Here is a 12,895-nt window from a genome sequence, read left to right as displayed (position 1 = left end):
TAGTAACTAAACTATCGGAGGTTGGTCAATATCTGTAGTAAAAATAAATACTTGTGAAGTGATTTCAGGGAAATTATCTGAAATAGAAATAACTGGATTAATAATTTCTATAAAATCAATACTTTGATAAGAAACAACGATTCCACAGCATTCGCACACGCAAATAGGAGAGCATTTATCACCTTCGTGATTGTCATGTTGATGTGTATTTTCTACTTGTGAAATTTCATTTTTTGAAGTATGAGAATCAACTGTATCTTGACATTCGTAGGTTGTCAAGGCAAACATGTATAAACTTAATATGACAGCTAATACTTTATTCATAACAGAATCTTAGTTCTTCTGCAAAGGTAATATTTATTTTTTAGAATAAAATAAATTATAGGTTCTCTTTTATAATAGAGAATCATTCAAAATATCTTTTTTTTGAAAAATTGTTCTACAAATGTAGAATTTGAATATTTTTGTTCTATATTTGTAGAATAAAAATAAAAAAATATGAAATTATCGAAAGCAGAAGAAGAATTAATGAATCATTTATGGAATCTTGAAAAAGGCTTGATGAAAGATTTGATTCAATCATATGATGATCCAAAACCAGCAAAAACGACAATTGCTACTTTATTAAAACGAATGCAAGATAAAGGAGTTATTGATTATGAGCAAGTTGGGAGATCAAGAGAGTATTTTCCACTGATTCAGAAAAAAGAATATTTTTCAAAGTATGTAAATAATTTGATTAAAAACTTTTTTGATAATAGTGCGTCACAATTTGCTTCTTTTTTTACAAAAGAAACCAATTTATCAAAATCAGAATTGGAAAATCTAAGAAATTTAATCGATTCAGAAATTAAAAAGAAATAAGATGATTTGGGAATATTTACTAAAATCGACTGCATGTTTATTGACTTTTTTTCTGTTCTATAAATTATTTCTAGAAAGAGAAAAAATGCATGTTTTTAAGCGTTTTTATTTAATAGGAATTTTAATTCTATCTATTATAATTCCATTAATTACGTTTACTGTTTATGTGAATGGTACGGAAAATATAAATTCTAATTATATTCCAGAAAATATAATTTTAGATCAAAGTTTCTCTTATATGGATTTGTTTCTAAAAATGTTTTGGATAATATATTTTCTTGGAGTAGTATTTTTTAGTTTAAGATTTGGGAAGAATTTGATTTCAATTATATTAAAAATTGAAAGAAATCCGAAAGAAAAAGAAAGAGATTTTATTCATGTTTTACTTCAAGAAAATATAATTCCTCATACTTTTTTAAATTATATTTTTCTGAATAAAGATGATTTTAAAACGAATAAAATTCCTAAAGAAGTAATACTTCATGAGCAAATACATGCTAAACAAAAACATAGTTTAGATATTCTTTTTATTGAATTGTTTCAAATTTTATTCTGGTTTCATCCTTTGCTCTATTTTGTTAAAAAAAGTATTCGATTAAATCATGAATTTTTAGCTGATGAAGCTGTGCTTTCACAAGGAATCAAAACAAGTCATTATCAAGAAATTCTGTTAACCTTTTCTACGAAATTAACAACGCCAAATTTGGCAAATTCAATAAATTATTCACTTATTAAAAAAAGGTTTTTGATTATGAAAACAACAACATCCAAAAGAAAAAAATGGTTTAGAAACTTATTAATTCTTCCACTTTTAGCAATTTTAGTTTTAAGTTTTAGTACAATAGAAGAAGTTTCAAAAGATGAAAATTTAGAAAAAATTGAGTTTCATGAAGGTGCTAGTAAAAAGGAAATTAAAGAATACAATAAATTAGCAAAACAATATAATAAAATGGAAGCTTCTAAGATGAAAATTAAGAAGAAAGATGTGGAGCGTTTAAAGTATTTATATAATTTAATGACAGAAAAACAAAGAAAAAGGGTAGAAGCATTTCCAAAATTTCCACCAATGCCACCAAAATTAGATGAAAAATCAATTAAAGTAATTAAGGACGTGAATGATGAAGAACCAAATTTACCACCGCCTCCTCCAAAAACATCAAAATCGATAAAAGTTATCAAAGGAAAAAATGATAAAAATCCTAATACGCCAGCACCGCCACCAAAAGTTGCAAAAGAATCGGTAAAAGTACTTTTTGGACCATTGAATAAACCAACAGATAATTGCTAAAAAGAAAAAATTAAATAATTCTAAATCCTTTGAACTTCAAAATTATTTGAAGAGGAAGACTTTTGAAAATTTCAGAAGTCTTTTGCTGTGAAAAGAAATTAAGTTAAATCTGCAAGCGTGTTGTTTTCTAAAACTTTCAATGTATTATCACGAACTTGAATCATTAATTTATGAACACTACAAGCATTTTCATCTGGACAATCATCACATTTTTCATAGAAATTTAAACTAACACAAGGAAGCATTGCAATTGGACCTTCTAAAACACGAATGACTTCAACCATTTTTATATTTTCAGGTTCTTTTAATAAATAATATCCTCCGCCTTTTCCTTTTTTTGAACCGAGAAAACCTGATTTTCGAAGTGTTAAAAGTATGCTTTCCAGGAATTTATGTGAAATGTTTTCGCTTTTTGCTATCGTAGCAATTTGCACAGGTTCATTTTCCTCTTGACGAGCAATAAAAGCTAAGGCTTTAAGTCCATATTTAGTTTTCTTCGAAAGCATCTGCAAATATAATTTATTTTAAGTGAATTTTTAATATATAATTGGATTTTAATTTTTGATTAAAAAATATTTTAACTTTTAAATCATTGATTATTAAATAATTAAATAAAATAATCGAAATTTTGTTAAAAAAATATATAAAAAGCGTTTTAAAAGTTAAAATAATATGTATATTTGCAATGAGAGATTTTGTTAGCATAAATACTATGGTGTTTCGCCATGGTTGGAGTAAAGTTCTAATTACATCACTACACGTCAATGACATTCAGCGTGACTCTTAGGTACTATAACGTACTATTGTACCTTGTAATGCTGAGATTCATTGACATTCCTTAAGGTACAATAGTACGTTATAGTACCCCCGTCACGCCTACAGTGATTGAAGGTAGTACTTGGAAAGATTTTGTAACAAAATTCAAAAAGATATTTAAATGCGACACAATTTTAAGTGTCGCATTTTTTTTAACCAACATTCGAATTTCACTTCCATATCCATTGGTGAATCTAACACTACAGATTCCGAAAGAAATTTATTGTGTGAACTTGACACATTTGTTCTGAGATTGTTTTATTGAAAATATGCATTAGGGATTGCAGCGGCATCCTTTTGTTGCTTGGAGTTTTGCAACAAAAGATATAGCGGAAAGCCCGACCCATTTTCTGAAGTTTTGCGGAGGAAAAGGGGGAATGCCCAAAAAAAAATATAATGCGAAAATATTTTAAAATTGATTTTTTGAAAACTAAAAAAATGGATTTATTAAAAGAAATTTACCCTCCGAAAAATGACAGAGAAAGGGAGAAATTAGAACAATTTCTCATCTTTGATGGTTTTTTAGAAAAAGATCATTGGAGAAATTTTAAGAGCCTTTACAAAGCGATGGAAGCAAATCCAGTGGAAGTTAAAATGTTAGCTTCAATGATTTTGCAGATAGAAAATTTGTCTTTGATGACATCTAAAAAAGTACAGCCAAGTAATAAAACGATTTGGTATATGAAGCGTAGAGTTCGTCGATTTTTAAGAAATTTGAATTCAGAAAATCAGGAACTTTATTGTGAATTAGCTTTGGAATTAATCAAGAAAACAGAAATTTCTAAGAAAACATTATTTATTGATACAATTTTAAATGGTGGTCAGATTTATCCGCATTCTTATAATGTAGAATCGTTTAAAACCTCTAGAGATTTTTATTATCATTTGATGGATCGTGAAATTTTAGATGAAATAAGTTTAAAATTTGCGACGAGTTTTGTGTTATATGGGAAGTCAAAACATTATAAACATATAAATCATGGAAATGGAAAAGTATTTTTTGAGTTTTGGCATTTTAGAAATCATGAAACGGGAATTCCGAATTTAGAGTTTTGGAAAGATTTTGAATTTGATTATTCTACATTTTTCTCAACAACAGCAACATATCCTTGGTATGTTTATGAATTTTTCTATTTTGTTTTAAGAGAAAAAGGAATTGCTTTTGAGTCGGTTTTAGAGAATAATTCACAATTAAAAATTTGTTTAGCTTCTCCATCAAATCATTTAAAAATTGCAGCAAAAAATAAAGTGATGCAATCTTTAAAAGAGGGAAAAGAAGTTTCTTTTGAAAATATTTCAAGAACATTTACAATTGAAAATGTTGAAAATCAGAATTGGATTTTTGCGAATTATACGACAAAATTAGATAAGTCTGAGAAAAAGGAATTTGACAAAGTATTTATTAAAACCATAATAAGTAAGAAAGAGGCATTTTCGGGTAAAAGAAAGAAGAAACGTGATGAAAATATCATTAAATATATTGAGAAATCGAATTTACTGACTTCTTTATCATTTAAAAAAGTAAAGGAAATTTCTTCATTAATTATTAAATACGGAAATCCGGAATCTGTTTCGAAAGTTTTTAGCATGATGTCGATGGATACTTTAGAAAATCTATTGACTTTTTGGTATGATTTGGTTCCGAAGGAAGATACAGGACAATGGGAGCAATATTTTAAAATACTTCAATCTAAATTCCAAAGTTTTACGCCAGAAATAGAAAATATTTTACCTTCTATTTTATTCCATGAAAATAAGGAAATTCAAATGTTTACTTGGCAATTTGTGGATGAAATGGTTAAGCGAAGTATTATACTAAATATGATTTCTAATGAAGGAATTTCACAAGAAAAATTAGAAAATTTAAAAGAGATTCCTGCTGCAATATCTGTTTTAAGAAAAGAATTGAAATTATTATCATTTGAAAGAATAAGAAGATCAGTTCGTTGGAATGAATCTTTAAAGACTTTGTACTTTTCTATAAAAGAATTTGAAGAAATTATTTATGAAAAAGCTGTAAATGGTGGAATTGCGAAGATTTATTATGGAGAAGATATGCTTAGTTTTATTGCATATTTTAAAACAGAATCTTTCATTATAAATTTATTAGAAAACAAAAAAGTTTTTGAAAATATTGTAGGAGAAATGTCTGCTTATTGGTCTTCTGATTTAATTATAGAATCTTTTGGAGTTTTATTGAATAATACAGAAAATCTTTGGTCAATTATTTTAAAATATACAAGAGCTGCTTTAAAGAAAAGAAATAATGCTGTTTTCATTGAACATATCGTTTCAAATCTTACAGGTAATCATAAAGAAGAATTTAAAAAATGGACTTTATTGATATTGGAACAAGAAGACGAAATCTATGATAAAGCGAAATCAAGTATCCAATCTGAATTAATTAGAGTATTAGAAAGAGCAGCGAAAAATGAAGAGAATTCTGTTCCGTTAATTGATAGTTTTGGATTTGATTTTATCACGGAAGTTTTTGAAAAAGTTTCTGTAGAAAGATGGATTCGTTGGTTTGGTATTTTAACAGATTCTGCATGGAAAGAAGTGGAAGAATATGTTTTTAATAGAATTGAAACATTATCAGAAAATACAAATATTTGGTCTAAAATTCTTGAAATATTTTATACAGAAGAAGGAATTTCAGAAGGATATAAAACAGATAGAATATTAGAAAATGAAAGAATGTTAGAATTGCTTTATGCAGAGAAAAATTCATTTATTCTAGAGGTGAAAAATCCTTTCTTAGAAATTGTTCAAGTAAAATGGATTCAAAAGAATAAAGCTTTTATTCAAAGAAATGAAAATACATTATTTAAAATAACTATTCATAAATCTCCAAAAATTAGAAGTTACGGATATGAACTTATGCGTGAAGAACAACCGGAGATTAATTTATTATTGCGTTTAGCAGAAAGTGGAATTCCAGAAGTTTTAGATTTTACAATGGAACTTTTTGAAAGTGTAAAACCTAATAGTCCAAATGAAGTTCATACGATTTTGGCATTATGTGATAGTCCGAATTTAGAAGTTCGTGAAAGAGGTTTTGCGATGGTAGAAAATCGTAAAGAAACTTTAGATTATTCAGAGTCGAATTTATTGGATTGTTTGGCAGAGCATCCAGATGTATTTATTCAGCAAAAAGTTGCGGAAGCAATGTTAGAAGCAGAAGAAAATACACCAATGAAATTTGCAAAAACTTTTGATAAACAAGTGATGCGTCAAAAAAATATGGGAAGAAAAACGAAAGAATTAGTGAAAAATCGTTTAGAATCTTCTTCAGATTTAGATGCGGATATGTTGTTAGAATTAGCAAATGGAAAAGATAAAAAAGATGCGGAATGGGCGATTTTACAATTGACAAAAATGGCTTTAGTAGATGAAAATTCAGTTTCAAACTTTAAATTAATCTAAAATTCTATGAACGTTACACAACAATATTCAAAACCAAGTACTGCAAAAAGTGATGCAAAAGGAAGTACTTTTGATTTTTCTGCTGAGGTAAACAGAAAACCAGTAAACTTAAATGCTTTAATAAAAGATAGTGGTTCTTATGCTCGCGTGATGTTGGCACTTCGCCAGGTTGTCGTAGGAGATTGGAGAACAAAACAAGTAGATTATTCTGCATATCAAGAATGGGTTTATGAGCAATATTTAAAAGAATTGCCGAATTACCTTGGAGATATGGAAGTGCAGAAAATGAAATTAATGGCTGAAAAAGAAACCATTGCAGCTAAAAGAAATGCACTTTATTCAGAACTTCGTAAATTAAAAAAAGGAGTTTCTATAGCTAGAAGAAAATATTATGATTGGCTTTATAAACATGATAAAGATAAATGGTATGTTTTAGATCCTGTGATTAGTGTGCATAAAGATGCTGTAATTTTTGAAGCTTTTTCTTTAGATGAATCTGTTTATGGTAGAGTTTCTGTGCCTTCTCATAAATTGGAAACTTTTGGAAAAACAGAATATGGAACTACAAATATTGATTTTAGCCAACCTTTAGCAGATGAACTTTATCGAGTTCGTAGTTATCGCCCAGCTTGGTTGAATGTTACTTATGATTCTGTTTCTATGTCAACAGATATTGGAGAATCTGTAGAAAAGAAAATTGATTTACCTGAAACGTGGGTTCGTGGATTTTTACAAGTGCAATCTGCTTCTTCTTTAGATGGAACAAATTTCCAAATGAAAACACAAACAATGGCAAATGTGTTGGGAATTTTAGAAAGAAATAAAGAAAAAGATGGTCCACGTTCGCTTAGATTCCAATTTAAAAAAGGAAAACCAGTAGAAATCACCATCGAACCTTGGAATATGAAAGTTCAAGATACGATGATTTATGATGGAGAATACGAAGGAGAAGTTAGACTTTGGGGAAGAAAACGATTTACAGTATTAAAAGATTTATTAACACTTTCTGATGTTGTAGATATTAAAATGTTAGGAACAGGAATGCCTTCGTATTGGAGCGTTGATGTAAATGGTCATCGTTTGGATGTTGGTTTTTCTGGTTGGACAGCAAATGATTGGGCTGGAAAAGCAAATTTTGATTTATTAGCTTCTACAGGAAAAGCAAGTCAAGATTTAGCAGAAAAAGCATTTAAATTATTAATGCAAAAACTGACATTAACCCCAAAAGAATTAGCAGAATCACTGCAAATTGAACAAAGTAATGCAACTGCACTTTTACAAGAATTGTGTAAAAGTGGACAAGCAATGTATGATCATCTAGTAGATCAATATCGTTATAGACAATTGATTGCGCAAGATATTGAGGTGAAAGATTCGGAGGAAGAAGAGAGAAATTCGTATGCGATTTCGCTTTATAAAGATGGAAAAGTGACATTTACAGGTGTAGAATCTAATGAATATAGTTTAGAAGTTGAAGGAAAGAATACTTTTAAAACAAAATTATTATTAGATAAAGATGGAAAAGTACAAAAAGCAGAATGTACATGTAGTTTCTTTAGAAGAAATAAGTTGCGTCAGGGGCCTTGTGGTCATTTGGTAGCTTCTGTTTTATTTGTTCAGAATATGTCTAATATCCATTCATCAAAAAATTAAATCGTTATGTCAGAAGATAAAAACTGGAAAGAACGCATCAAAGAAGTTGGAAAAGAAGCGTTTGAAATAGAAGATATGATTCGCCTTGGTTTTCTTCAAATGGATAAAGAAACTATGGCTGAAATTCTTGATAAACAAAAGGCTTATAATAAATTAAGCAATCGCTTTTTTAAGATTAACCGAGAGTTAGATTCAGATATTGATATCACACCTTATATCAAAATAATTCGTGAGAAAAGAATTAAAGAATCTAGAGAAAAGAGAGCTTTACGAAAGATAGAAAAAGCAAAAAAAGAAGCTGAAAGAAAACAAAAAATAGCTGAAAAGCAAGAAAAAATGCCTTCTTATTTAGGAGATGAAATTTCTGCTGGATTAAAATATGAAGGAACAAATGAAGAAAGATTAACTTCTACTTCATTGCCTGTAATTTCTGATTTAAAAGAGTTAGAAGTTAAAAGTAATATTACAGCAAAACATTGGCAATGGTTGGCTTTTTATAAAAAAGTTTCAAATATTGATCATTATAATCGATTTACAATTCCTAAGAAAAACGGAGATGTACGAAAGATTTCTGCACCGAAAAAACGATTACGTGTTGCGCAAGAATGGATTCAAAATGAGATTTTATCAAAGATTGAATTACATGAAAAAGCGTATGCTTACAGAAAGAATATTTCTATTGTAGATAATGCGAAATTGCACCAAAATGCAAAAGTTGTTGTTCGAATTGATTTAAAAGATTTCTTTCCATCGATTAAGTTTAATCGTGTAAAAGGTTTGTTTAAATCGTTTGGTTATAGTGAAGCTTTAGCTACGATTTTTGCTTCTGTTTGTACAGATTCTGTGATGGTAAAAGCACAAATGAGTGAAAAAGTTTATCATGTTTCTATGGGAAATAAATTTTTACCACAAGGAGCTTGTACTTCGCCAGCATTAACGAATATTATTTGTAAAAAAATGGATAAACGTATTGAAAATTTTACAAAGAAAAATGGAATTCGATATACGCGTTATGCAGATGATTTGGTTTTTTCTACGGAAGATGAAAATATAAATTTAAAAAGTTTTTTCTCTTGGATTCATCGAATTATAAAGGAAGAAGGATTTCAGATTAATAATGAAAAGACTCGTGTGATGCGTCCAAATCAGCGTCAAGCAGTGACAGGAATTATCATTAATGAAGGAGGAGATATTCGAATTTCAAGAAAAGATATTCGTAAGTTTAGAGCTTTTATTCACAATTTTAAATTAAAAGGAGAAGAGGAAGCTAGAAAGCAAATTGGGAAGAATCCGAATCATTATTTAGAAGGATATCTTTCATTTATTCGAATGGTAAATAAAGACCAGTTTGAGAAAATGAAAGCTTATGCGGAGAGTAAATTAGAGATGGAGATTATTTAAAGAAAAATATTACAGAACAGCACCTTTTTTTGAGGTGCTGTTTTTTTGAAAGATTGACAGTTTAACTGACAATAATGTTAATTTATTTGGTTTTCATGTCAAATAGTCTGGTTTTTATGTGAAATTATATTGTTAAATCGTTATTTTTTTGATGGTATGATTTATGATATTTACCAATTGATTAAAGTCAAGAAAAGACTGATGAATACGTTTTATGTAAAGTGCACATATGTGTTCCACATGCAGAATTGGCTGACATGTGAAGGTAAATTCCATTCATCCAAATCTTAGTCATTGATACAACCAATACCATTGAAGTAAGGATAATGTTTGGAATGAGCTTTAGTTCTATTGTTTCTGTTGATACTTCCATGATATTATTCAGTTGTGTTAGCAAAGATAGTAACTTAATTCTATTAAAGAGTGGCGTTGTGTATTGTATTATTCAAGAAGCAACATCAGGATTGTATTTATTTTTAAAGCGAGCCACGACTACTTGACTTTAATTTTTTTGTTATGGATTACGATTGGTTAAAATTTAAGAGGTACCCACATATTGGTAAACCTTTAAATAAAAAAAAAGACAAAGCTTGGGTTTTGGGATATGTCCAAAATCCTGATAAAATTGCTAAGCATAAGTTTGTGCCCTTGATTCATCGTACAATGAGTCAAAGGAAATATAGACCACTTAAAAGTGCATCTAAAAATAAGTTTGGAAAAAGAGAGCGTACAGTATGTGATAAAAAGATTAGAAAAATATACTACCCTTCTCATTTAGACTCAATAATATATAGTTATTATAATTTTATTTTAACAAATAAATATGAAAATTATATTAAAAATAAACCCTTTAAGGATTCTCCAGTAGCCTATAGGAAAATACCAATAGGTAATGAAAGAAAAGGTAATAAATCAAATATTGAGTTTGCATTTGAGGCATTTAACTTTTTAGAAAAAAATAAATCAAGAAAATTATCAATAATTGTAGCAGATGTAACCTCATTTTTTGATAATTTAGATCATAAAATACTAAAAACTCAATGGAAAAAAATATTAGAAGTTAATGAATTGCCTAAAGATCATTATGCTCTTTATAAAAATTTAGTTTCAAAAAAATATGTTTATGAGAATGATTTGTTTAAAAGGTTTCAAAATAAGTTAATTATAGAGAGATTTAAGCCACATAATACAAATGAGAAAGAGTTAAAAAGAAAATATATTAAAAAAATATATAATTTGAGGAAAGAAAATGTTGTTGCATTTTGTACAAAAAAAGATTTTTTTAATGAGGCTACAGATTTAATAAGAGTAGAAAAACCTTACAAAGATAATTTGCGAAAGAACATGGGTAAGGAGGTTTTAAAGGGAATACCTCAAGGTACTCCTTTAAGTGCTACTTTAGCAAATATCTATATGTTAGATTTTGATGAAAAAATTTATAAAAATACTTCTGAAAATTCAAAAAAAGGTTTTTATCAAAGGTATAGTGATGATTTAATAATTATTTGCGATCAGAAGGATGAAAAGTATTTTTATAATTTAATTAAAAGAGAAGTTGAGATTATTTCAAAACTTGAAATACAAAGGAGTAAGACTAATATCTATAGATATGAATTAGATGTTAATAATAATTTTCATGGAGGAATTTTTGAAGATGGAAAACTAAATAGTAATAAACAATTAGAATATTTAGGGTTCATGTATGATGGTAAAAAAATTCGCATTAAAACAGCTGGGTTTTCTCAATTTTATAGAAAAATGAATAGGTCTTTTAAAAGAGGTACTTATTTTGCTAAAAAAAATAATTCGACATCAGAATTCTTATATGAAACAAGGTTATATAAAAAATATACACACGTCGGCTCTAAACGAAAGATGAAATGGATAAAAGTACCTAATACTGAAAAAAAATATATAAAATCTAATTATTATGATTGGGGGAATTTTTTAAGTTATATTCATAAAGCTGACAACATTATGAGTGAGATTAATAAAGATAATTCTATAAAAAAACAATATAGTAATGTTTGGAAAAATTTTCACAAATTAAAAATAAAAGCTTATGAGGAAATAAAATCTAAAAAAAAACTATGAAACACTACTTCAAATACAAAAGTTTCTATATCAATATTGATAATGAAAATATTAGTTTTACAGATTCAGGAAATTGGCAAGAAGTAAGAGAAAGAAAATAAAGTTTATCTAGAGAAAAATCAAAATGTAGTTTTTAGAATTTTTAAAATTATTAGCTCAATTATATATTTATTGATATTACTAATAGGCTTTTATGTGTTTGCAAAATCTTTTGTAGAAACAGGAATAGAAATTTTTACAAAGGATTTTAATGAAATTATTATAAAGCAAGAATTTTATAATTTTAGTGCTATAATTCTAATTGGAATTATTTATTTTTTAGTGATAACACAAAATAAAAATATTGTTCAAAAAAGAGCATTGCTTGGAACTCAAATTGCAATTAAAGATATTATTGAACTTTCAATTGAAAAAAAGGTTGTTGAAATAAAAACGAATGAAAATAAGGTTATTTTAGATAAAATTTCTAAAGAAGGAAAGAATATGTTTTCAAAATTAAAGATAGATTTATAAAAATCTCCAAACTTACACTTTATAAAAAATAATTTCATTTAAAATATAAATTAATAAAAGAAAAAGAGAGATTAAAAGTAATTTGTAAGAAAAGAAAGTAAAGTCATTAAAAACTTTAGAAAAAGCATAGGTTTAAAAGAGAAATAATTGATTTATAAGGTTTAAAAAATCCGAGATATTACTTGCTTTGTACTGATAAATAATAGAAATTTATCTGAAAAATTTTTACCATCAAAAATCAACTAGTAATGAACAAAAACAAACAACTCTCCCTAACGATTTTCGTTATTTCTCTATTATTTTTTAGTTACAATTTGAAAGCACAAATTTCTTCTTCTAAAAATGTACTTTCAAAAGAGATTTTATCCATAACAATTGATCAGAATTCTTCACTTTCATCTCCAATGGAAATGTTTCATGAAAATTCAGAAGTTATTAGTGAAAATAACTTACGACTTACCACTTTTGAAATGCGTCTTTCGCTTCCTGTTGCCATTATATTAAGACAAAAAGGAAAAGTTTTAAAAGATTATTATTTGTTTAAATATTTTTCGGAATGTCCTGAAAGTTGGAAAGAAATTAAAGTAGATCATTTGATTTATCGTTCTTCTGGAAACTCGAAATTGCTTAAAAATAAAAAGTATGCGAATGTATCTTTTGCAGGATAAAATTATTATTAAAGCTGTTTAAAAATATAGAATTAATTTTTACAACTTATAAAAATAGATCAACTACATTTTAAACAATATTTTTAAAAATCTTTTATATTTTGAGAAAAGATAGTGTTTTTAAAACTACTCCGACGTAAGATTGCGATTTAGCAACTTATTTTTGCATCAA

General features: G+C 27.3%; 10 protein-coding genes. 8 read left to right on the top strand and 2 right to left on the bottom strand.

What is annotated here, in order from left to right:
* Nucleotides 1-6 precede the first annotated feature (6 nt).
* The gene (locus tag I1A51_RS11390) at nucleotides 7-324 is read right to left on the bottom strand and encodes a DUF6660 family protein (protein ID WP_196893997.1); all 318 of its coding nucleotides are present in this window, start codon (nucleotides 322-324) and stop codon (nucleotides 7-9) included.
* Between the two features lie 174 nt (nucleotides 325-498).
* Between I1A51_RS11390 and I1A51_RS11385 the strand changes: the two genes are divergently transcribed.
* Entirely contained in the window at nucleotides 499-864 is a 366-nt protein-coding gene (locus tag I1A51_RS11385) for a BlaI/MecI/CopY family transcriptional regulator (protein WP_196893995.1), read from the top strand.
* A gap of 1 nt (nucleotide 865) precedes the next feature.
* Nucleotides 866-2,152: a M56 family metallopeptidase gene (locus tag I1A51_RS11380; protein WP_196893993.1), complete on the top strand. Its 1,287-nt coding sequence runs from the start codon at nucleotides 866-868 to the stop codon at nucleotides 2,150-2,152.
* Between the two features lie 98 nt (nucleotides 2,153-2,250).
* Here I1A51_RS11380 and I1A51_RS11375 read toward each other — a convergent pair whose 3' ends face one another.
* Nucleotides 2,251-2,658: an RrF2 family transcriptional regulator gene (locus I1A51_RS11375; protein WP_196893991.1), complete on the bottom strand. Its 408-nt coding sequence runs from the start codon at nucleotides 2,656-2,658 to the stop codon at nucleotides 2,251-2,253.
* A gap of 748 nt (nucleotides 2,659-3,406) precedes the next feature.
* Here I1A51_RS11375 and I1A51_RS11370 point away from each other — a divergent pair.
* The 6 genes from I1A51_RS11370 to I1A51_RS11345 all read left to right on the top strand — a co-directional run bounded on the left by I1A51_RS11370 (nucleotide 3,407) and on the right by I1A51_RS11345 (nucleotide 12,723).
* On the top strand, nucleotides 3,407-6,394 hold the full coding sequence (locus tag I1A51_RS11370; protein WP_196893990.1) for a hypothetical protein: 2,988 nt from the start codon (nucleotides 3,407-3,409) through the stop codon (nucleotides 6,392-6,394).
* 6 nt (nucleotides 6,395-6,400) lie between these two features.
* Nucleotides 6,401-8,047 (top strand): hypothetical protein, encoded by a 1,647-nt coding sequence (locus I1A51_RS11365; RefSeq protein WP_196893989.1) that lies wholly within the window; start codon nucleotides 6,401-6,403, stop codon nucleotides 8,045-8,047.
* Nucleotides 8,048-8,053: 6 nt separating this feature from the next.
* Entirely contained in the window at nucleotides 8,054-9,448 is a 1,395-nt protein-coding gene (locus tag I1A51_RS11360; RefSeq protein WP_196893987.1) for a retron St85 family RNA-directed DNA polymerase, read from the top strand.
* A 516-nt stretch (nucleotides 9,449-9,964) separates the two neighbouring features.
* Complete coding sequence (locus tag I1A51_RS11355; protein WP_196893984.1) at nucleotides 9,965-11,542, top strand: reverse transcriptase domain-containing protein; 1,578 nt, start codon at nucleotides 9,965-9,967, stop codon at nucleotides 11,540-11,542.
* A 171-nt stretch (nucleotides 11,543-11,713) separates the two neighbouring features.
* A complete protein-coding gene (locus tag I1A51_RS11350) occupies nucleotides 11,714-12,055 on the top strand; it encodes a hypothetical protein (RefSeq protein WP_196893982.1) in 342 nt (113 codons plus the stop codon).
* A gap of 248 nt (nucleotides 12,056-12,303) precedes the next feature.
* Nucleotides 12,304-12,723 carry a hypothetical protein gene (locus tag I1A51_RS11345; RefSeq protein WP_196893980.1) on the top strand — a complete coding sequence of 140 codons (420 nt, stop codon included), beginning with the start codon at nucleotides 12,304-12,306 and terminating at the stop codon, nucleotides 12,721-12,723.
* The last annotated feature ends 172 nt before the right edge of the window (nucleotides 12,724-12,895 follow it).

This window comes from Aureivirga marina (assembly GCF_015767265.1).
GTDB lineage: Bacteria > Bacteroidota > Bacteroidia > Flavobacteriales > Flavobacteriaceae > Aureivirga > Aureivirga marina.
Note: the sequence above shows the minus strand (reverse complement) of the source record. Positions and strands in the feature narration are given on the sequence as shown.